Raw genomic sequence first — 21,904 nt, forward strand, 5'->3', positions numbered from 1 at the left:
TTTTAATATGAATGCTATTCCCTATGCTAATACGATGCCATTTTTGCCGGACCAGACTCTTTTTTTGACTGTTTAAGATGGAACAGGACCATATCTACATTCTTTTTCAGGAAAGTTATATTGCCTTTAATATCAGAGTATTGATACTCTTCATTGGAGGCCGTATATTCGGGTAATGCATCACTTTTCTTAAGGTCAAAAGTTTTGCCGTTTAAATGTATTGTTGCAGTATTTTTAGTGTTGTTGATCGTAACTTCTATTTTTTCTCCATAGCTGTCAACATACACATTTTTTGTAATGTCATCTGTATTTTCAGGAGCAGCAGCAGTAATGGTTTCAGCTTCTTTTCCAGGATGTTTACACGCTGTTAGGGAAAGAATGGTCAATCCCAGAAGGATTGGAGTTAATAATTTTTTCATAGTGATAAGTGATTTTAAAGTGTTTCATGAATTATGATATTAATACTATATAAATTTACAAATATTTTTAATAAATATATGTTAATTTTACATAAAGTAACAGGAAATTTAAATTTGTAATCATTTAACTCACTGTTTTTTGAAACTTTATTCACGAAACAGAAAGTAGATAATTATTGTTGAATAGTAAGGAAGGTATTGTTAGTTCAGGATTTTCAAAGGACTTGTTCCCAGCAGGATAAAGTAGTTTTTCTTCATTTTTCATTTGTTGTGTACATTTTCGGCAAAAATAATTCAAAAAGAAGAGAAGAACAATAAGTTAATGTTAATAATCTGAAATTATGATAAAGTTTAGGTTTAATATTTTTGATTTCAATTTCAAGAAAATATTTTTCGAAATAGCACTTAACAGCCTTTCTGAATGTTCAAAAAAGCAACAACTTTACAATTAAAATTTCCTTAAAATCAAAAATGTGGCTTACTATTTGACAATCCAAAGGTACCCAGGTGATATTCAGAATTGCCCGGATTATGCCTGAATAAAAGAAATGTTTCATTTTTTGCAAACTTTTATATTCAGCTAATTTAAAGGAGAGTTAAATTTTGTTAATCTGCTATGATAATAGCATAAACTGGGTGTACATTTGCAACTTCAAAATGAGAAACTTTATAGTATACTTTTTAACCGGTCTTTTTCTGCTCTTTGTAGTGGAAAGCAGACTCAACGTTAAAACTCTCCGAAATGACTATAACGGTCATGTTTCTCATCATATGCCTAAAAGAGCCAACCGCCTGAACCAGACTTTTGAAAAACTTTCTGTTCAGCAGATGGCAGACAATGTAGACAATTCCACTTTAGAACTTACCGAAAATGATTTCCAGCTGTCTGACGTATGGCAGGCTATTGTTGTTTTTGCCGGGGTTTTCAGTCTGGTCTATATTTTTGGATTAAAAAGCTACAAACGGTTTAGACCCGATATTCATGGCTTTGTTCCTGGCTTTGCCACCAAAAGATTTATTCTGATCCGTTCCATTAGAATTTAAAATTCAAAGATCTGTTTTTTTCTGCCTGGTTATGGGTGGAAACACTTTACGTTGTGTATAAGTCGGTAATCAGCACACCGTACCCCTTTTATTACCGTTTATTTCTATTCAAAACATTAACGATTTATATAAACTCTAGAATTATGATAAAAAGAGTTGCTTCGGGAATTGCGCTGAGTGCCCTTCTGCTGGCGGTTGGCTGCAATAAGAAAAAAGAAGAAAAAGAAGAAGTTACCGTATATCCGGTGACATCCCCTGTAGTAATGGATACTGTAATCAACAAAGAATACGTAGCCCAGATTCAATCTGTAAAAAACATTGAAGTAAGAGCGCAGGAAAAAGGTTTCCTGGAAAAAATCTTTGTAGATGAAGGTCAATACGTGCAGGCCGGACAGACATTGTTCCGCATCATGCCTAAATTATATCAGGCAGAATTATTAAAAGCAAAAGCGGAAGTAGAACAGGCTTCCATTGAGCTGAAAAACGCAAGCACACTGGCAGGAAACAACATCGTTTCCAAAAATGAAAGAGCAATGGCAAAAGCCAAGCTGGATGCTGCCAATGCAGAAATGAAGCTGGCTCAGATCCACCTTTCCTTTACCGATATCAGAGCACCGTTCTCAGGGATTATCAACAGAATTCCATTGAAATTGGGAAGCCTTGTGGATGAGGGTGATCTGCTGACTTCCTTATCAGATAACACAAGCATTTACACTTATTTCAATGTTTCCGAACCGGAATATTTAAGCTATCAGACCCATGCAGCAGACAGAGGCAGCAATCAGGTATCTCTGATCACTGCAAACGGAGAAACCTATACACAGAAAGGAGAAATCCAGACTATCGAAGGAGAATTTGATAACGAAACAGGAAATATTGCGTTCCGTGCCAAATTCCCTAATCCTGACAAACTTCTAAGAAACGGGGAAACAGGTAAAATACAGATGTCAATGCCTGTTCACAATGCGCTGATCATTCCACAGAAGGCAACTTATGAAATTCAGGACCAGAAATATGTATTTGTTGTTGATAAAAACGGAGTGGCAAAATCCAGAAATATCAAAGTAGCTTATGAGCTTCCGGATCTGTATGTGGTAGGCTCAGGAATCTCAAAAGGAGATCAGATCCTTCTGGAAGGAGTTCAGAAAGTAAAGGATGATCAAAAAGTGAAAACAAAATTCCAGGATCCTAAGAAAGTCCTTCAGTCATTGAAATTAAAAGCAGAGTAGTGGTCTCTAAAATGAAGCAGTATGTTTAAAAAATTCATTCGCAGACCAGTTCTGTCCATAGTAATCTCATTGATTATTGTATTTATGGGGATATTGTCATTGGTAAAACTTCCGGTGACACAGTTTCCATCCATTTCTCCACCCAAAGTAAATATTACCGCAGAATATCCCGGAGCAAACAACGAATTGTTGATTAAATCCGTTGTTATCCCTTTGGAAAGAGGGTTAAACGGGGTTCCCGGTATGAAATATATGACCTCAGATGCCGGAAATGACGGGGAAGCTTCTATCCAGATTGTATTTGATCTGGGAACCGATCCCAATGTAGCGGCAGTAAACGTTCAGAACCGTGTATCCTCAGTAGTCAATAAACTGCCGCCTCTTGTAGTACGTGAAGGGGTAAAGATCACGCGTGAAGAGCCTAACATGTTGATGTACATTAACCTGTACAGTGATGATCCCAAAGCTGACCAGAAATTCCTCTTCAACTACGCAGATATCAACGTAATGTCTGAATTGAGAAGGGTAAGCGGTGTCGGTTTTGCCGATATCCTGGGAACCCGTGAATATGCCATGCGTATCTGGCTTAAGCCGGACAGGTTAACGGCATACAACATTTCAGCTGATGAAGTAATGGAGTCGCTGAATGAGCAGAGTTTGGAGGCATCTCCCGGTAAAACAGGGGAAAGTTCAGGAAAACGCTCACAGTCTTTCGAATATGTATTGAAATATCCGGGCCGTTTCAACAATGAAAAAGATTACGGAAACATCATTTTAAAGGCAAAACCTAACGGAGAATCGGTAAGGTTGAAAGATGTTGCTGATATAGAATTCGGAAGTTCCATGTATGATATTTATTCAACATTGAACGGGAAACCTTCTGCAGCGATCACCGTGAAACAGTCCTATGGCTCCAATGCAAGTGATGTAATCAAGAATGTGAAAGCCCTGATGAAGGATCTTGAAAAGAATAACTTCCCGAAAGGAATGCATTATGACATCAGTTATGACGTTTCAAGATTCCTGGATGCCTCTATGGAAAAGGTTATTCATACCTTGTTTGAAGCCTTTGTCCTGGTTGCTATTGTAGTATTCCTGTTTCTGGGCGACTGGCGTTCAACCTTGATTCCTGCGCTGGCAGTTCCGGTTTCATTGGTAGGAACATTTGCAGTAATGTCCGCCTTCGGAATTACGCTGAATATGATCTCCCTCTTTGCTTTGGTAATGGCAATCGGGGTTGTGGTAGATGACGCGATCGTGGTGATTGAGGCCGTTCACGCGAAGATGGAAGAAAAGCATCTTTCTCCGTTAAAGGCAACAGAAGAAGCAATGCATGAAATCAGTGGAGCAATTATCGCCATCACATTGGTAATGGCATCCGTATTTATTCCGATTGCATTTATGTCCGGTCCTGTTGGGGTATTTTATCGTCAGTTCTCCATTACAATGGCTTCGTCCATTATTTTATCAGGGGTTGTGGCACTTACTTTAACACCGGCTTTATGTGCTTTGATCTTAAGAAATAATCATGGAAAAGCTAAGAAGAAAACTCCGGTTACTCTTTTCCTTGATAAATTCAATAACCTGTTTACAAAAGGAGCAGGGAGATATGAAAAGCTGTTGAACAAAACAGTAACGAAAAAAACAATAACATTACCGCTGTTATTAGCATTCTGTGCATGTACGTTCTTCCTGAGCAACTCTTTACCTTCCGGGTTTATTCCGGCTGAAGACCAGGGGATGATCTATGCCATTATTCAGACGCCTCCGGGATCTACGTTAGAAAGAACCAATCAGATTGCCAGAGAGCTTTTGAGGGAATCTGAGGACATTGACGGGGTACAGTCTGTTTCTTCTCTTGCAGGATATGAAATTTTGACGGAAGGTACCGGATCCAACTCAGGAACCTGTCTGATCAACCTTAAAAGCTGGGAGGAGCGTAAAGAATCTGCTGCCGAAATCATTGAAAAGCTTGAAGAAAAGGCCAAAAATATTCCGGGAGCCAATATTGAATTCTTCCAGCCGCCTTCCGTTCCGGGATATGGGGCTGCAGGAGGTTTTGAGCTTCGTTTGCTGGATAAAGCAGGAAGCGGAGACTATCACAAAATGGAGCAGGTGAGTAACGACTTTGTGAAAGAACTTAAAAAGCGTCCGGAACTTGGATCAGCATTTACGTTCTATTCTGCAAGTTTCCCGCAGTATATGCTTAGGATAGACAATGATCTTGCAGAGCAAAAAGGAGTAACCATTGAAAAAGCGATGGATAACCTCTCTACATTAATCGGTTCCAACTATGAAACGAGTTTCATCCGTTTTGACAGACCATATAAGGTAATCGTTCAGGCCGGTCCTCAATACCGTGCCCTGCCGACTGACCTGCTGAAGCTGTATGTTAAAAATGATAAAGACCAGATGGTGCCGTACTCAGACTTTATGAGGCTTGAAAAAGTATACGGATTATCGGAGATTACCAGACATAATATGTATAACTCAGCAGAGGTGAGCGGAACTCCTGCCCCTGGATACAGTAGCGGGCAGGCGATCCAGGCGATTCAGGAAGTTGCAGATAAAACACTTCCGAGAGGCTTTGGTATCGACTGGGCCGGTATTTCCAAAGATGAAGTAAGCCGTGGAAATGAAGCGGTATTTATCTTCCTTGTGTGTTTAGGATTTGTTTATCTGATCCTTTCTGCACAGTATGAAAGCTTTATTCTTCCGTTACCGGTTATTTTATCACTGCCTACAGGTATTTTCGGAGCCTTCCTATGTTTAAAGCTTTTAGGACTGGAAAATAACATTTACGCACAGGTGGCAATGGTTATGCTGATCGGGCTTCTGGGTAAAAACGCGGTGTTGATTGTCGAATTTGCTGTACAGAAGAAAGCCGAAGAAGGAATTCCTGTGGCAAAAGCCGCTATTGAAGGAGCTGCCATCCGTTTCCGTCCGATCTTAATGACTTCATTTGCCTTCATTGCCGGATTGATTCCGCTGGTAGTTGCAACGGGGCCGGGAGCCGTTGGTAACAGAACGATTGGTACTGCAGCGGCAGGAGGTATGTTAATCGGAACCATTTTCGGACTGATGATTATCCCTGGATTGTATTATATCTTCGGAACAATTGCTGATAAATCGAGGCTGGCGAGATATGAAGAAGAAAATCCTTTAACAGAACAAACTGAACCTTATGAACATGATGGAAAATTCGAAGACTAAAAATATAATCACAGCCATTGCCTTATCGCTTGTACTCGCGAGCTGTAAGGCGCCAATGGCGACTGTCATAAAAGATGAGGTAAAAGAAAATATTCCTCAGAACTTTAATCAGGAAGAGCAGCAGGATGCCGGTAACAATAGCGGAACAACTCCCTGGAGGCAGTTCTTTACGGATCCTAACCTTGTAACCCTGATTGAAACAGCTTTAAAAAATAATCAGGAGCTGCTGATCACTCTTCAGGAGATTGAGATCGCTAAAAGTGGTGTTTTAGCTAAAAAAGGAAGATTGAGCCCAACCGTTTCTGCGGGAGTAGGAGCAGGACTGAAAAAGTCCGGCCGCTATACCAGCGAAGGAGCCGGAGATGCTACCACAGAAATAGAGCCGGGCAAGGAAATGCCGGATCCGCTTGGGAATTTTGAAGCAGGCTTAAATGCGAGCTGGGAGATTGACATCTGGAAAAAACTCAGAACCGAAAAAGAATCTGCTGTAGCGCATTACCTTTCTACAGTAGAAGGTAAAAACTTTGTCCTGTCTAATCTTATTGAAGAAGTTGCGGATAACTATTATGAATTGCTGGCACTTGATAACCAGTTGGATATTATACAGCAGTATATCAAGCTTCAGCAAAGGGCATTGGAAATTTCCAAAATTCAGAAAGAAGCTGCTGCCGCAACAGAACTGGCGGTGAAGAAATTCGAGGCAGAGCTGGCAAAATCCAAGGCTGCAGAATATACCATCCGCCAGCAGATCACGGAGAAGGAAAATGAAATCAATGCTTTGCTGGGAAGATATCCACAACCGATCGTGAGAACGAAGGAAAACTTTATGTCTACCATTCCTCAAACGGTATATACCGGGATTCCGTCACAGCTGTTGGCCAACCGTCCGGATATCAAGCAGGCAGAGCTGGAATTAAAGGCCTCAAAGCTGGATGTGGAAGCAGCGAGAAAAGAATTTTATCCTTCCCTGGAAATTTCGGCTACATTAGGTCTGGAGGCATTCAAACCTTCATACCTTGTTAAAATGCCGGAATCAATTGCTTACAATCTGGCTGGTGAACTGGCAGGACCTCTGATCAACAAAAGTGCAATAAAAGCCAATTTCCAGACAGCAGATGCAAAACAGATCCAGGCATTGTATGAATATGACAAAACCATTCTGAATGCTTATCTGGATGTTGCCAATCTGATGTCGAAGGTTAAAAATATAGACCAGTATTATCAGCTGAAATCTCAGGAAACAAAAGCCCTGGATCAGTCTATTGATATTGCCAATCAGTTGTTCCGGAATTCCAGGGCAGACTATCTTGAGGTTCTGTTGAACCAGAGAGATGCACTGGATGCTAAAATGGAGCTTATTGAGGCCAAACAGAAACAGCTCAGCACTGTAGTCGACATCTATAAAAGTTTAGGTGGCGGCTGGAAATAAAACATCATAATTCTATCAATAAACAGTTAATGTTTTTTGGAAGGGTCAATTCTTTTGAGTTGGCCCTTTTTATTTTTAATGCGACAGGTTCTGTCGCTTCAGAGCAATATTTTTGTATTAAATCAATGCCATATTCGGACAGGTGTGTTAAAAAATGTTAAATTTGCAAAATTTTATAACCCGGCCCAATCATGCTTAAAAAACAATAACTATGAAATTTTTATTCAATTACATTCATTCGGAGGATATTCTTCAGCTGCTTTTAAAATATTCAAAACCAGTTTAATGTGTACACATTTTCATGCATATGAAATACAATATTTTATGCCCCCAGAAGAATGTTATTTTCAATAGTTTTGAAAAATTTATTATTAAAGCGGTTTAAACTTTACAAAACCACAAAAGTCACAAAACACTTGAATGTGCTTAAGTAGGTTTAAAATGATACCACAGAAAAGTTCAGAAGAAAATCAAAGATTTTCAGAAAACTTACGTGTACTTATTATCCATAAGGTTGGGCTCTGAAAAATTGAAGTGTTTAAAACTTTATGCCTTTTGTGGTTTAAATCTTTTGTGGTTTAAATAATGATGATAAAAGTTTAAACAACCTCTTCATTAAAGAATGGGATGTAACCATGATCTATAAAAACAAAACAATATTAACTTAAAAAAACACGGGAATGAAAAAAATCTCTCTCAGTGCATTCATCTTATGTACAGCCCTGGGTATGCATGCCCAGGAAGTGGTATGGCAGAAAGATATCCAATCCTCTACGCAGGATTTCCTAAGCCAGGTTACCACTACCATTGATCAGCAGTATCTTATCACCGGAAGTTCCATACAGTCAGGAAGCGGGAAGCCGGAGGCTGGAAGTAAGCAGAACAACGGTTACGATTTTCACCTTATCAAACTGAACCAGCAGGGTGAAGAGGTCTGGGAAAAATACTTCTCAGGACAAAACCATGATTATCTCTCTGCAACGGTTACCACACAGGACGGTGGATTTCTTTTAGCTGGTACCAGCTATTCAGGAAAAGGGTTGGATAAAAAAGAGGATTCCAAAGGAGGATCAGATATCTGGCTGGTCAGAATCAATGAATTCGGGGATGAATTATGGCAGAAAACATTGGGAAGTACTTCCGATGAAGAAGCAAGGGCAGTTATCCAGACTACCGATTTAGGATTCTTTGTTGCCGGTAACGTACAGGGCTCTTCAAAAGGATATGGCTCCAAAGATGTTCTGATCACAAAACTGGACAAAGACGGAAAAGAACTCTCACAGGTAATTTTAGGAGGAAAAGGTTTGGATGAAGTAGAGAAAATGATTCCAACAAAAGACGGAGGAGCATTACTGGGTATTTATTCGAGAAGTTCTGAAGTAAAGGCGGGAAGCGGGAAGCTGGAAGCTGGAAGTGGCGTGAAGATCGACTCTTATTCCAAAGCCAGCAGCAACTTCGGTGAAGGCGACTACTGGATCGTAAAGCTTGACAAAAACGGAAAAGTGGAATGGGAAAAGAACTTCGGAGGAAAAGGAGATGATCATTTGAGAACACTGGCTTTAACTTCTACCGGCTTTATCATTGGCGGGGAATCCAGATCAGAAAGGTCGGGAAATAAAACCGTAGGGATTGAAGAAGGAACAGACCTCTGGCTGATTTCTTTAGATGAAAGAGGCGATGAACAGTGGCAGAAATCTTACAATTTGGGTAACCGGGATATCCTGATGGGAATGAGTGTAATAAGCGGGAAGCAGGAAGATGGAAGCGGGAAGTCTAAAGGCATTCTGCTGGGAGGTTATACCCAGGCGGAAGGAAGAATAGAAACGGATGATGAAACCTTCTGGATGCTGTATCTGGATCAGAATGGCAATGAGCAGTGGAGAAAACACGTCAAAGGAGAATCCGGAAAGAAGGAAGAAAGACTTTCTGATGTAAAGCTGAACAGGGACGGTTCTATTGTCTTAGCCGGAACCAGTGCAGAAGAGCTGGGGAAAGAAAACTGGAAGATCGTAAAGCTTGGGGACAAGCAGGTTGATCAGCTGATTGAAAAATACGATATCAAGATCTACCCGAATCCTGTTTCAGATTATGCATATGTAGAAATTGGCTTTGACTTTAAGGATGCAGATATTCTGTTGTATGATATGAGCGGAAGGCAGCTTCAGAGTGTTAAAACCAAAAACAACGTAACAAAAATCAATACCCAGGCTTTGGTTCAGGGGGCTTATCTGGTGACGATAAAAACGGATAACAACAAAACGGCGAATGCTAAACTGATTAAGAAATAAACTCAAATATGAAAAATATACTATACGCAGCACTATTATTAGGCAGCAGCCAGCTGTTTTTCGGACAATTACCCACGATAAAAGATAATTTTCTCTCGGCTCCCTCGGTATCATCGCTGCCCAGTTATGTGCAGTCTCCGGTATCTCCATCTTCAGGAATTCCGGATATCAGCATACCTTTCTTTTCTTTGCCTACCCATAACAGCAGTGTAGCAGCCAATTGCGGAATAAGCTACCATCCTGGGAATTCCGGACGTTACAATAAAGCATCCGATATTGGAAATGGCTGGTCTGTATTTGGATTAACAGCTTTAATTTACCAAAACATTGATCCGTACACAGGGTTCCCGGAGGGAGATACTTTCTACTATACCATTCCGGGAAGATCCGGTAAATTTTCAGCAAAAAAAGACCCTTTAGGCGTTCCGCAGGTGACCAAGATCTCTTATGATAAGCTGAATATTAATGCAACTGTTGCCAATGGTGAGTTTAATTTTACCATTACTGATGAAATGGGGAATACCTATTATTTTAATACACTGGATATTTCTTATGTCTATCAGGACGGACTTCCTAAAAACTTCACCACCTGCTATTATCTGTCAAAGGTAGTGGATGTCAACGGGCTGGAATTATTAAAATTCGAATACCAGGAGGATAATTATACCGTAAGCCCTCCTGAATTTCCCGGAGTACAGAAGCCTGTTAAAAGTCTTAAAATAAAAAAGGTAACCTCCTCTGATTTCGGGGAAATTAACCTTACTTATACATTTGATGCTGCCCGGAGGTCTTCCTATAATGATCCTTTTCAGCTGGAAAGTATTGAAATGAAAACGCTGGCAGGGAAAACGGTAAAAAAATTCGGGTTCCTGTATTCAACAGCCAATTTTACATTTCCTTACGGATATATGCCTGTACCACCCGATCCTTGCGGATATATTGAAGGGCAGGCAAAAAGAATTCTGGATAAGGTGGTGGAATATGACAACCGGGGATTGAACCCGCTCAGTACAGAATTTACTTACAATTACAATAATTTTGATCTGCCGGTATGGACAGATGCCGTAACCCCTTACATGCCATGTTTCGTGAATGAGGATAAAAATCCGAAATATCTGGGCAAAGGTCTGCTTACTGCAATAAAATTTCCCGCAGGAAGCACGGTAAAATATGAATATGAACCCAATCAGTACCGGGTAAATAAAAATACAGAAGAGTATTTGAAAACATATGCTCCTCCTCATGCGGTGCAGGACCGGGAAGCCCAGTATTACGAAGATGTGGTAACCACGGACTTTGATACCAATGTGAGTACCACCAAGTTCTTTAGCTTACCTGCAAACCCTGACAATACTGAAGGAGTAAGTTATTTAATCTACTGGATTAATGTAGAGCAATATTATGACAATCCCATCCTGGAGCCGGGACAACCGCCTTTTGTCAATGTAAATCTGGGAGGAGCCACTACAACACCGGAAGGCCAGCAGAAATATTTTCCCGGATTCAAAAGTCTTAATTTTACAGGAACCGGAGGAAGAGGGAAAGCATATGTCAAAAGGATCCGGTACAAATCAGTGCCGCTTCCTAATTATTCCACAGGAAAAGGGGTAAGGATTAAAAAGATTGAATATTATGATGGAGCCAATCTTATACCGGCACTGACCAGAAATTACTCCTACCAGAATTTCAGCAACAGTAACGAAACCAGCGGTTTTCTGAATGAATATGAAGAGACGGGAATTGTATACAAAAATGTAAAGGAAACTGTTGGGGAAAACAAGGGATATACCCGGTATTACTTTAAGGCATTGGATGATTACCCTGAAAACCTGAAACCAGACGGAAAAATGAGAACAGATACCCTGAACTACTATAACCTTCTGATGAATGGTATTGCAGACAAAACAGAAGTTTATAATAATGCCAATGCTTTGGTCAGCAGTGAATCCAACACTTATGAGTTTTATCAGACTGCTACTAACAAAGCCTTAAAACTGGCGATGATCCAAAAACAGACTGTTGCTGCAACAAACTATACAGCAAGTGGTGCTGTTACCGTTAATACAGAAATCATCCGCAGCCCGAGGGACTTCAACATCATTAACAGCAAAACCACCGGGGCAGACGGAACAGTCAGTGAAATCAGTACAACCTATCCATGGGGGATATTTTTTACAGATTCGAGATTATGGAATGCAGGTTTAAAAGCAGTTCCGCTTGTAGTGGAAAACAAAAGAAACGGTAAGACCATTTCCAGAAATGAAGTAAAATACGGCAACCTGTCTCATTATAATCCAACTTCACTGGTATCCACCAATCCTAATGACGGCAGCCTGAAAACTTCTGTACGGTATGATGCCTACGATGCCAAAGGAAATGTAACCCAGTATACGACAGTGAGTGATGAAGCCTCAGGAATCGGTATTCCTACCACGATGATCTGGGGATACAATGGCACTTATCCAATTGCTGCCATAGAAGGAGCTACCCTGAATGATATTGGTTCTTTGGCAGCTGATATCATAACCAAATCCGGCCAGGATGTTGATAATGCTTCAGAAAAAATACTGCTGCAGGCTTTGGATGCGTTCAGAACCCATGCTTCCCTGAAAAACTTCCGTATTACGACCTATACATACAACCCGCTGGTGGGGATTACTTCAACCACGCCTCCGTCAGGGATCCGGGAAGTATATCAATATGACGGAAGAAACAGGCTGCAGTACATCATTGATGTGAATGGAAATATGATCAAAGATTTCCGCTATAATATAAAATCACAACCATAAGACAAATCATGAAAAAAATACTAACTTTTATAACATTTCTGACGGCTGTCCTGTTCTATTCGCAGAGTTTGACATCCTCAGAAAATTATGTATACAGCAGAACGTACCTGGAGCCTGTAACCGCAGATACGCCGGGAGCAAAGCAGGTACAGAGTGTTCAGTATTTTGACGGGCTGGGAAGAGCCGTACAGAGTATCGGGATCAAGGCGTCTCCCAACGGAAAAGATATGGTGGTCCCCTCCGTTTATGACAATGACGGAAGACAGACCCGTTCTTACCTTCCGCTGCCTGTAAATACCCAGAACGGTACTTTTATCACAGGAGCAACGGAAAATGCGGTTAATTCCTATTACGGAGTGGCCAATGCCTATGCTGAACTGCAGGTTGAAAAATCCCCGTTGGCTAGAACTGAAAAATCAGCGGCCCCGGGAGCCGACTGGCAGATCAGCGGCAGCCATACCCGGAAAATCAATTATCTTTCCAATGCCGAAGGAGTGTTGAAAAGGTTTAAAGCGGTCACCACGTGGAACCCCTCTGCACAAATTAATGATGTTGCTGTTTCCCTGGCACCGGATGACCGCTATACCGCGGGTGGTTATTACAAAGCCAGTACTTTACTGCTGACCGTATCTGCAGATGAGGACGGCAATGAAGTCTATTCCTATTCCAGCACCGGCGGACAGAAGGTCCTGGTAAGGCAGGTCAACAAAAAACCGGAAGGCGGAACAGAAAACCTGGATACCTATTATGTATATGATGAATTTGGTAACCTGTCACTGATCATCCCTCCGAAGGCCTCAGCTGCTCCCAATCTGTCTGCTGTGCTGGATCAGCTGTGCTACCAGTATAAGTATGACAAATACAACAGGCTGGCAGAAAAAAAGCTTCCGGGCAAGGATTGGGAATATATCGTGTATGACAAGCAGAACAGGCCGGTTCTTTCACAGGATGGAAACCTCAGGACCACGGCCAATAACTTTGGGCAAAAGGGCTGGATGTTTACCAAATATGATACCTTCGGAAGAGTGGTATACTCAGGGTTTTTTGCCAGCACGGAGACAAGGGCATCCATACAGGCAGCCGTGAACGCGGTGTCCGCCAATGTCCTGAACAATGAGAACAGCAGTACCACTGCTTTTACACAGAACGGGCTGGATGTCTATTATACCAGAACTGCTTTCCCTACGGGAAGCGTGACTCTTCTTAGCGTTAATTATTATGATCAGTACCCTGCCGGGTCTCCGGCTCAGCCTGCCCAGATACAGAACCAGGCAACACTTGGAGCATCGCCTGTAACCATCACCTCCAACGGATGGTCTTCCGTAAGAAGTATTAAAACATACTCTACTGCAAGCTATACGAAGAATATAGAAAACGATAACTGGACCTCTTCTTTTATCTGGTATGATACACTGGGTAGAATGATAGGTGCTTTCGGTAAAAACCCGCTGGGTGGATTTACCAAAACAGAAAGTATTCTGGATTTTTCAGGAAAAGCACTGGAAACTTATACTTATCACTCCCGCAATACTTCTTCTGCTGAGGTGAGTGTTAAGGACAGGTACGTATACAATCCCCAGCATTACCTGTCTAAACATTATCAGCAGATTAATGCCAATCCTGAAGAACTGCTTTCAGAATATACCTACAATGACCTGGGACAGGTGGCCAATAAAAAGGTGGGCAACAATCTGCAGAGCATCGACTATACTTACAATATCAGGGGATGGCTCACAGGCATCAACCCTAATGATTTTTCAGGAGTAAACAATAAGCTCTTTGCCTACAAACTCAAATACAATACGGTAGAAGGAGCCGAAAACCCCAACAATTCCTACCCAGGCCTTAAGGTAAAGCCAAAATACAACGGGGGAATTGCTGAAGTAGACTGGAAAACAGCCTATGGCGCCAATGAACCGCTAAGAAGATACGGCTATGTGTATGACGGAGCCGATCGTTTAAGAGCCGGGTTCTTCCAGATGGCCACCAATCCTTACTCCAAAGAGTACAGCGAGGTGACGGATTACGACCTTAACGGGAATATCAGTACCCTGAACAGAACGGGTGCCCTGGTAGGTGGAACCGCTGAAGTAATGGACGACCTTACCTATACGTATGACGGCAACCGCCTGTCCTATATGAAAGAAAGCGGAAAAGGAAATGCCTTAAGCGGCTATCCTTTAGGAACAGGACAGGGGCAAACGATCGGGTACGATGGAAACGGAAATATGACCAGCCATCTGGATAAAGGATTTACGGCCATCAGCTATAACTTCCTGAACCTTCCGTCAAAAATTACCCATACCAATACCGCCAACAGCCTTCAGTATGTATACGCTGCAAATGGAAGCAAGGTACAGATGATACAGGGAACTGAAACCACCTATTATTTAGGGAACTTCCAGTATACCCTTGCAGGAACAGCAATTTCTTCACAGATTCTGGCTAATGAAGAAGGGTATTATGATTTTGTCAACAGCCGTTATGTATACCAGTACAAAGACCATTTGGGGAATATAAGAATATCCTACACCAGAAATACAGGAGGAGGTACCACGATCCTGGAAGAAAATAATTATTATGCTTTTGGATTAAAGCATGGAGGTTATAATACGGGAGATACAACCAACAATAAATTTAAATATCTTTACAACGGCAAGGAATTGCAGAGCAATGGAAATTTAGACTATGGCTGGAGGCAGTATATGCCTGATCTGGGAAGATGGAACGGGATGGACGTCCTTTCAGAATCATATCAGTCTACCAGTCCTTATGCCTATGTGATGAATAATCCTGTATTGAAGATTGATCCTAATGGAATGCTTTCACAGGCTTTTATGGATGAGATCAGCAGTTCAGCATCGGGCACCACATGGACCAATAACAATAACGGAACCTTCACCAATAACTGGGGAGGGATGATGAATAGCAAGGGAAGAGCTTTAAATTACCGTTTATCCGCTATAAATTCTCTTAACAATGATGGAGGTGGTTCTGGGCCCAAACCTGGTTTTTGGACAAAGGTAAGCAATTGGTGGGATAGTTTGTTTGGTAGGAATAGAAATAAAGTAGAAGTTGGCCCTGCTGAACAAATTTCAGAAAAACAGTTTTCAAACGAGATTAGTGCATGGCAAATTGTTAGTGCTTTGTTGTTTAACAGCACAGATCCTTACTCAGCAATTGGAAATATGGGGGTAGGAGACTATGCTGAGGAAAGAGAAAATGTTGGCATGGCCGCTATGATCTTTATTAATCCCGAGGCAGCTGCTGAAGGGTTAGAGCGAAAAGCTATCTCAAAAGCAGCAATGGCAAAAATTAAGGGTGGTGGTATTAATACAATTATTGATGAAATGCCTTCTTCTTTAAAACAATTAAATATGTGTAAAGATTTTGCTTCAGATTTAGTAGAAAGAATGACTGCGCAAGGAATCAAAGGAGAAATGGTTGTTTTAAAATCAGACACTGGATTTATTTGGTCAGAAAGATTAGGTAAAACTATTTCTACAAATGGAGACCATGTTGGAGTAAAAGTGGGAAATATGGTATATGATAATATGTTTCCTAAAGGCCTACCTTATAATCAATGGATCAATGATTTAGGAGTAGGATTTCCAGGAATGCATCCACCAATTATAAAATCTTTTTAATTAGTTTACTATGGATATAGAAGAATTATTGCAATATATTGAGAAAAGGCCTCAAATCTACTTTCGTGAAAAAGATGTATTTTTTTTAGAAACTTTTTTAGGAGGTTTTTTTGTAAGTGAATATGCTAAAGACAAGAATTTTAAAGATGATTTTAGATCGAATTTTTACATATGGTTACAGAATAAATTTAATCTTGAAAACAATACAACTTGGGCTGATTTTATAGATATAATAAGCAAAAGGGAAAATTTAAACTCTATTGATATTTTCTTTAGAGAATATAATTTATTTAAAAAAGAAAAATAAAACTCCATTTTGGTAATGTTCCAACATGTTGGTAATAAATTAGGGTATTGATTTTCAATACTCTAATTTTAAAAATATTAGTAAAAATGTAAAGTTGAGTTATTATAGCCAAGATCAATATTTAAAAACTATCGAAAAATTTTGCTGATGAAACCAGTGAACATATTCAGGAACAAGCTGTGGGTAAATTTTTAGTTAAATTTAACAGCAATACACAGAAATTCTTGTTGGAAGAGTGGACTTAAGAGAGATCAGAACGTTCTATAAAGCAAACCCTAATATAAGTACGACTCCTTTCCAGGATGTTCTTGATTTAGCGGCTGGTCTAGCAAAATAAAAAGTATGATAAAAATAGAATTAAATACGGTAATAAACATACTGTCATTACATGAACTTTCAGGAATGACGGAGGAAGAACGAGAAGAATTCATTGAAAACGAAGGAATTGAGAAAGAAGAAATCTTCGAATATTTAAAAGAAAAATATATTGGAGTAAAAGCTTCTTATATTGAAGAAAAAATTAAAACTTTATATCAATTACCTATTACTGTTATTGGAGTTGTAGAAAAACTAAATCCATGCCCTTGTTGTAATTTCAGAACAATTTTTGAAAAAGGGAATTATCAAATTTGTCCAGTTTGCTTTTGGGAAGACGATGGGAATATGAATGATATGAAAACTAGCTCTGTTAACCATATGACATTAAAAGAGGCAAGAGATAACTTTAAGACAAAAGGTGCCATCTCAGATCAATTTTTGAAATTTGTAGATAAAGAAGCTGTACTTAAGTATTATAAAGATATTTAGTTTAAATCCTTTCTCAAGCTGGGTGGGGATGTTCCAAATGTGTTGATAATAAATTAGGGTATTGATTTTCAATACTCTAATTTTAAAATATAACGGCAAAGACTTCAGGAAACCGGCATGTACAGCTACGGCTGGAGAGATTATATGCCGGATCTGGGAAGATGGAATGGAATAGACCAGCTGGCAGAAGCCTATACTTCTACCAGTCCTTACGCATATGTTGCCAACAACCCGGTTTTACGGTTTGATGTAGATGGCAAATGGTTTAACCAGGACGGTTCAATTGACACTTCAGGAAGAACTCCAGGTTTTACCAACGGCAGGCAGATGTACCAACAGTTCTGGGCCAAACACACGCTGGAAGTGATAATTATTCTGTTTTTACATCTTGGACAACAAGTAAATCAACTGCCAGAGATTTTGCAACAGCTATGGGAAAAGCACCAGGAGTCATTTTATCTAAACGTTTAATGCTATTCCTAATGTTTCAGAGACAGGAAAAAGAATGCAAGAAAACGAATGGTTAATTTTTGGACCAGTAATAAGAGCTAATGTAGAACATATAAAGCCATAAAATGAAAACAGAAGAAGAGATTTTTAATTTAATAAAAAAAAGTATCAATATAAAAGGAGAATTTAAGAATTATCATATAAAATTGAGTAATGGAAGATTTGACAGGGAGAATATGATTGGGGTATATAGTATTAGAGAAGGGATAGCTATCAATCAAAAAAACTATAAGCTTGCAGAACAAATACGTAAATTACTTATTGGATTAAAAAATGATTCTGGAATTGTATTAAAGGGGGTAACTATTCAAGGTGAAAATTATTCTGGAATGTATTATCTAAGTGCCAACTATGAAAAAGTGATTGGGTATTTAGAAAGTGAATTTGATGAAAATGGTAACTTAATAAATTGAATCGATTGATGGTAATAATCTTCCCTAAACTGGCGCGATCGTCTCGCTCGCATCCTAAATTAATTAAAACCACTGTTTTTCAGTGGTTTTATGATCTAAAATTATAAAGTAGTGGCAAATATGAACAAGAAATGTTGATTCTTAGAATAGTAATAGGAGGAACACCAATAGTCGTAAAATAAATGGAAACAAGCAATTTTCAAAAAATATTAAATTTATTTAAAAAGCAAAGTGATAATTATGTATGTGCGACCATATATAATTATTTAAAGTCCATAGATAAACTTGAATATATTCTTATTGATAAAAATAAAGCAAATTCTATATATACAGTAAGAAATAAAATCAATAATACTGTAAATGAAAGTCTAAAAATTCAAGGCTATGATGAGTTATTAAATAATCTTAATCAATTTAATAGTAAAAAAGTAATTATTAGCAACTTTGATTATAACAAAAAGGATTTCACCATATTTATCAATGACAAAGAGACCCAAATATTAGGAATATTATGGCGGGATATCAATCAATAAAAATAATATCCTTCGTTAATGAAGAGCGTACTTGCGTCTTTAAGTATAATATGCTATCCTATAGCTGGACAATAAAATAAATTGTTAGTAGAGAAATGAAAGAATTAATTTATTCTAAAATAAAAGAATATGATCCTCAATTAAAAGATTTTGAAATCTCATACTCAAATCATGCTTTATTGTTGGATGATATGATTATGTCTTATAAAGGAAGAAATAAATTAGCTAAAAATAAAAACATAAAAGAATTAACATCCAAAGTTTTAATAAACTTATCTATAGTTAAAGAAAAGCTTATTCAATGTATAAAACTTGTTGTTGTTAGAAAAGATAATGTTAGCAGAATATTTTTCTTTAATGAAGATTTTTCAGAAATATTTTTTGATTTTACATCTCCCACTGAAAACAATTCAGAATCCAATTAGAAATTAAAGAAATAAGCATATTTAGGTAATGTGCCAAACGTGTTGGTAATAAATTAGAGTATTGGTTTCAATACCTCAATTTAAAATGATATTGTGGATAGCTGATACAGAAAAAGAGAAAACAGGCTGTCTAAAATATTGAAAATTATATCAGGTATTTCGGAGCTATTAGTGAAAAGCAAACTATTTTCACATCATGACCAATCCTTAAAATAGGTCATATAGCAAGGAATTGCAGAGCAATGGAAATTTAGATTATGGCTGGAGGCAGTATATGCCGGATCTGGGAAGATGGAACGGGATGGACCAGCTTGCAGAAGCCTATACTTCTACCAGTCCTTATGCTTATGTTGCCAATAATCCTACAATGTATATTGATCCTGACGGAAGATACACATCTCAGATACAAGGTCTTAAAGATTCCATGCCAAATATTTATTCTGGTTGGGAATATGTTGATGGTGTTAAATTGGGAGACTGGAACAGGTATCCACAGCAGTTTAATAGTATGATCAGGAGTTTATCAGTAAACGACACTCGTGGTGGGAATGGAAGTATATCAGGAAGTGGGAACAGTATTAAGTGGAGCCTTGGCGGTTACTATTATCTTAATCATTGGTCTGGTGGTTCCGAAGGTCCAGGATATACGGATTTAGGAACAGGATATTGGAAGTTTGTAAGTGAAAATTTTCCATCAAATAAAGAAATAACTCCTTGGGAGCTGGGTGTAGAATGGATTTCAGGAAAAGGGCCGCGACATAGAGATTTTACAAATGGAGATTTAATGACCGAAATGTTGAAGAAGCACTCACATGTACAGAACACGAGAGATGTAATCTTGGCTAAAATAGCTGATGGGGAAACTACTCTAGAAGGTTCAAATCCATATAAATTAGGAGGAATTATGGGAGTCGGACTTTACTTAAAAGATTATTCAACACTATTAACAGGTGGTTTGACTGGAAATTTAACCGTGACATACTTAGGTTCTTACAATTTAAAATATATAGCAGCAGCATATAATAATACCGTAGTGGTATCATTTAATGTTGAAAATTCCTCTACAATGCAATCAGCATCTCGACCTCCTATACTTGGATATCTTCCAATTTGGCAGCAAACAGCAGGAAACCTTATTAATGAAAAATTTAAAACAGGTTGGGGCTCGAAAACTACTCAATCATTTAATTGGCAAGAAATATTATATATAAAATGAAAACAAAATTAAATTATTTATTAATTATAATGGGATTAATTCTATTATACAGTTGTAATGAGGTTAAACCAAAACAAAATGATTTTATAGGTACATGGAAGTCTTCTGATAATGCTTTCATTAATCTAAATGCAAATGGAACTTGCACCCTGAAGAGCATTGATTATTATAAAATTAGCAGTTTTCCAAAAAATAAAAATAAAGAATTGAATGCAGAAGGGACTTGGGTATTTTTAGAAAATGCAGAAAGTGGTATTATTGATAATATAGATAATGGAATTAAAATAACATATAATTTGCCAAAAGAAAATATAAAAGGTGAAATTATATTATATATTTCAGGACAGGGTATTAAGGGAAATAATCCTCCTTGGAATCTTTTTTTATGGGATGGTGACCCTGATGAAATGCTTAAATATGAGTTCATAAAAATTAAATAAATAATGCGTAACATTTTAGCTTCATTGACACAAATTCCAACTGTCATTTGCATCTGGTAATAGAATAATGTTCTCAATATGTTGGTAAAAAACAGATTATTTTAGGTTATAACCAAATCCTTACAATATAATGAATACACCAAGGAATTGCAGAGCAATGGAAATTTAGACTACGGCTGGAGGCAGTATATGCCTGATCTGGGAAGATGGAACGGGATGGACGTCCTTTCAGAATCATATCAGTCTACCAGTCCTTATGCCTATGTGATGAATAATCCTGTATTGAAGATTGATCCTAATGGAATGCTTTCACAGGCTTTTATGGATGAGATCAGCAGTTCAGCATCGGGCACCACATGGACCAATAACAATAACGGAACCTTCACCAATAACTGGGGAGGGATGATGAATAGCAAGGGAAGAGCTTTAAATTACCGTTTATCCGCTATAAATTCTCTTAACAATGATGGAGGTGGTTCTGGGCCCAAACCTGGTTTTTGGGGAAGTGCAGGTATTTTTCTTAGAAAATTATTTAGCAGAGATAAAGGAGCAGGAACTAGTACAATTGTACCTGGGGCTGCCATTTCCAGAATTCCTGCTTTGGAAATAGGAAATGTAACATTTAGAGGAATACTTTCTTCAGCAAGTTTAGATGCTGTTGTATTAGGTCTTACAAGAGCAGGTGTATGGAGTTTACCTTTAATGCTTAATGGAGACAGTGGTTTTTCTGCAAATTCTAAACCGATTACGGGTGCTATTGATATTCCTGTTACAACAACGGCTGATGAATCAGAGCCAGAATTTGAATATTTTTATAGAGCAATGTCTTCTAAAGAATATCTAAGTACTGGAGGTTTTTTACAACAGAAAAGCGACCAAAGTGGAAATTATAGAGGAGAAGGTCCATTTGTTACAGATCGCTTGGAGTATGCAGAAAGAGCATTAAACGGTTTTAGCAAAAAAGATAAATATGATTTGATAGTCCAATACACCATGCAACCAGGTACAACCAATCTTCTTAACTCTATCTCTTTACCACATGGTCCAGGGGTAACTGGAGCCTATTCCGAAAAGTTAGGTTTACCTATAAAGAAAGTTGAACTTGGAGGAACAAATTATGGATTTTATGGATCTAATGTTAATATTTTCAATATTAGATTAATGGGACCTCCTATACCTATAAGATACAAATAAT

The 21,904-nt window shown here is 38.6% G+C and carries 16 protein-coding genes and 1 pseudogene; 16 read left to right on the forward strand and 1 reads right to left on the reverse strand.

Annotated elements, in window-relative coordinates; all coding sequences use genetic code 11:
• Window positions 1-26: 26 nt before the first annotated feature.
• Entirely contained in the window at window positions 27-419 is a 393-nt protein-coding gene (locus ACR1PO_RS15310; RefSeq protein ID WP_332386209.1) for a multicopper oxidase domain-containing protein, read from the reverse strand.
• A gap of 657 nt (window positions 420-1,076) precedes the next feature.
• Between ACR1PO_RS15310 and ACR1PO_RS15315 the strand changes: the two genes are divergently transcribed.
• The 16 genes and pseudogenes from ACR1PO_RS15315 (at window position 1,077) to ACR1PO_RS15390 (ending at window position 21,903) form a co-directional block, all read left to right on the forward strand.
• A complete protein-coding gene (locus ACR1PO_RS15315) occupies window positions 1,077-1,463 on the forward strand; it encodes a hypothetical protein (RefSeq protein WP_332386208.1) in 387 nt (128 codons plus the stop codon).
• Window positions 1,464-1,609: 146 nt separating this feature from the next.
• Window positions 1,610-2,692, forward strand: a complete 1,083-nt coding sequence (locus ACR1PO_RS15320; RefSeq protein WP_433987479.1) for an efflux RND transporter periplasmic adaptor subunit — start codon at window positions 1,610-1,612, stop codon at window positions 2,690-2,692.
• 21 nt (window positions 2,693-2,713) lie between these two features.
• Entirely contained in the window at window positions 2,714-5,905 is a 3,192-nt protein-coding gene (locus tag ACR1PO_RS15325) for an efflux RND transporter permease subunit (protein WP_332386206.1), read from the forward strand.
• Window positions 5,877-7,334 carry a TolC family protein gene (locus ACR1PO_RS15330; protein WP_332386205.1) on the forward strand — a complete coding sequence of 486 codons (1,458 nt, stop codon included), beginning with the start codon at window positions 5,877-5,879 and terminating at the stop codon, window positions 7,332-7,334. Before ACR1PO_RS15325 ends, ACR1PO_RS15330 begins: the two co-directional genes overlap by 29 nt.
• 680 nt (window positions 7,335-8,014) lie before the next feature.
• The gene (locus ACR1PO_RS15335) at window positions 8,015-9,622 is read left to right on the forward strand and encodes a T9SS type A sorting domain-containing protein (RefSeq protein WP_433987297.1); all 1,608 of its coding nucleotides are present in this window, start codon (window positions 8,015-8,017) and stop codon (window positions 9,620-9,622) included.
• A gap of 8 nt (window positions 9,623-9,630) precedes the next feature.
• A complete protein-coding gene (locus tag ACR1PO_RS15340; RefSeq protein ID WP_433987298.1) occupies window positions 9,631-12,411 on the forward strand; it encodes a hypothetical protein in 2,781 nt (926 codons plus the stop codon).
• Between the two features lie 8 nt (window positions 12,412-12,419).
• On the forward strand, window positions 12,420-16,058 hold the full coding sequence (locus ACR1PO_RS15345; protein ID WP_433987299.1) for a DUF6443 domain-containing protein: 3,639 nt from the start codon (window positions 12,420-12,422) through the stop codon (window positions 16,056-16,058).
• Between the two features lie 10 nt (window positions 16,059-16,068).
• Window positions 16,069-16,365, forward strand: coding sequence for a hypothetical protein (locus ACR1PO_RS15350; RefSeq protein ID WP_433987300.1), 297 nt, complete (start codon window positions 16,069-16,071; stop codon window positions 16,363-16,365).
• A gap of 342 nt (window positions 16,366-16,707) precedes the next feature.
• A complete protein-coding gene (locus tag ACR1PO_RS15355; protein WP_433987301.1) occupies window positions 16,708-17,172 on the forward strand; it encodes a CPCC family cysteine-rich protein in 465 nt (154 codons plus the stop codon).
• Between the two features lie 111 nt (window positions 17,173-17,283).
• Window positions 17,284-17,643 (forward strand): annotated as a pseudogene (locus ACR1PO_RS15360) (RHS repeat-associated core domain-containing protein); the annotation flags it as partial.
• A 104-nt stretch (window positions 17,644-17,747) separates the two neighbouring features.
• A complete protein-coding gene (locus ACR1PO_RS15365; protein ID WP_433987302.1) occupies window positions 17,748-18,095 on the forward strand; it encodes an enoyl-CoA hydratase in 348 nt (115 codons plus the stop codon).
• A gap of 182 nt (window positions 18,096-18,277) precedes the next feature.
• Window positions 18,278-18,628, forward strand: coding sequence for a hypothetical protein (locus ACR1PO_RS15370; RefSeq protein ID WP_433987303.1), 351 nt, complete (start codon window positions 18,278-18,280; stop codon window positions 18,626-18,628).
• Between the two features lie 95 nt (window positions 18,629-18,723).
• Window positions 18,724-19,053 carry a hypothetical protein gene (locus tag ACR1PO_RS15375; RefSeq protein WP_433987304.1) on the forward strand — a complete coding sequence of 110 codons (330 nt, stop codon included), beginning with the start codon at window positions 18,724-18,726 and terminating at the stop codon, window positions 19,051-19,053.
• A 232-nt stretch (window positions 19,054-19,285) separates the two neighbouring features.
• A complete protein-coding gene (locus tag ACR1PO_RS15380; RefSeq protein WP_433987305.1) occupies window positions 19,286-20,269 on the forward strand; it encodes an RHS repeat-associated core domain-containing protein in 984 nt (327 codons plus the stop codon).
• Window positions 20,266-20,709 carry a hypothetical protein gene (locus ACR1PO_RS15385; RefSeq protein ID WP_433987306.1) on the forward strand — a complete coding sequence of 148 codons (444 nt, stop codon included), beginning with the start codon at window positions 20,266-20,268 and terminating at the stop codon, window positions 20,707-20,709. The genes ACR1PO_RS15380 and ACR1PO_RS15385 overlap by 4 nt, the downstream gene beginning before the upstream one ends.
• A gap of 108 nt (window positions 20,710-20,817) precedes the next feature.
• Window positions 20,818-21,903 carry an RHS repeat-associated core domain-containing protein gene (locus ACR1PO_RS15390; protein WP_433987480.1) on the forward strand — a complete coding sequence of 362 codons (1,086 nt, stop codon included), beginning with the start codon at window positions 20,818-20,820 and terminating at the stop codon, window positions 21,901-21,903.
• The last annotated feature ends 1 nt before the right edge of the window (window position 21,904 follow it).

Source organism: Chryseobacterium amylolyticum (genome assembly GCF_051011775.1).
Classification (GTDB): domain Bacteria; phylum Bacteroidota; class Bacteroidia; order Flavobacteriales; family Weeksellaceae; genus Chryseobacterium.

What these genes read in the sequence shown, in the direction of transcription:
- ACR1PO_RS15310 (WP_332386209.1), bottom strand. Translation starts at nt 419, where the DNA reads ATGAAAAAATTATTAACTCCAATCCTTCTGGGATTGACCATTCTTTCC.
- ACR1PO_RS15315 (WP_332386208.1), top strand. Translation starts at nt 1,077, where the DNA reads ATGAGAAACTTTATAGTATACTTTTTAACCGGTCTTTTTCTGCTCTTT.
- ACR1PO_RS15325 (WP_332386206.1), top strand. Translation starts at nt 2,714, where the DNA reads ATGTTTAAAAAATTCATTCGCAGACCAGTTCTGTCCATAGTAATCTCA.
- ACR1PO_RS15330 (WP_332386205.1), top strand. Translation starts at nt 5,877, where the DNA reads ATGAACATGATGGAAAATTCGAAGACTAAAAATATAATCACAGCCATT.
- ACR1PO_RS15335 (WP_433987297.1), top strand. Translation starts at nt 8,015, where the DNA reads ATGAAAAAAATCTCTCTCAGTGCATTCATCTTATGTACAGCCCTGGGT.
- ACR1PO_RS15340 (WP_433987298.1), top strand. Translation starts at nt 9,631, where the DNA reads ATGAAAAATATACTATACGCAGCACTATTATTAGGCAGCAGCCAGCTG.
- ACR1PO_RS15345 (WP_433987299.1), top strand. Translation starts at nt 12,420, where the DNA reads ATGAAAAAAATACTAACTTTTATAACATTTCTGACGGCTGTCCTGTTC.
- ACR1PO_RS15350 (WP_433987300.1), top strand. Translation starts at nt 16,069, where the DNA reads ATGGATATAGAAGAATTATTGCAATATATTGAGAAAAGGCCTCAAATC.
- ACR1PO_RS15355 (WP_433987301.1), top strand. Translation starts at nt 16,708, where the DNA reads ATGATAAAAATAGAATTAAATACGGTAATAAACATACTGTCATTACAT.
- ACR1PO_RS15365 (WP_433987302.1), top strand. Translation starts at nt 17,748, where the DNA reads ATGAAAACAGAAGAAGAGATTTTTAATTTAATAAAAAAAAGTATCAAT.
- ACR1PO_RS15370 (WP_433987303.1), top strand. Translation starts at nt 18,278, where the DNA reads ATGGAAACAAGCAATTTTCAAAAAATATTAAATTTATTTAAAAAGCAA.
- ACR1PO_RS15375 (WP_433987304.1), top strand. Translation starts at nt 18,724, where the DNA reads ATGAAAGAATTAATTTATTCTAAAATAAAAGAATATGATCCTCAATTA.
- ACR1PO_RS15385 (WP_433987306.1), top strand. Translation starts at nt 20,266, where the DNA reads ATGAAAACAAAATTAAATTATTTATTAATTATAATGGGATTAATTCTA.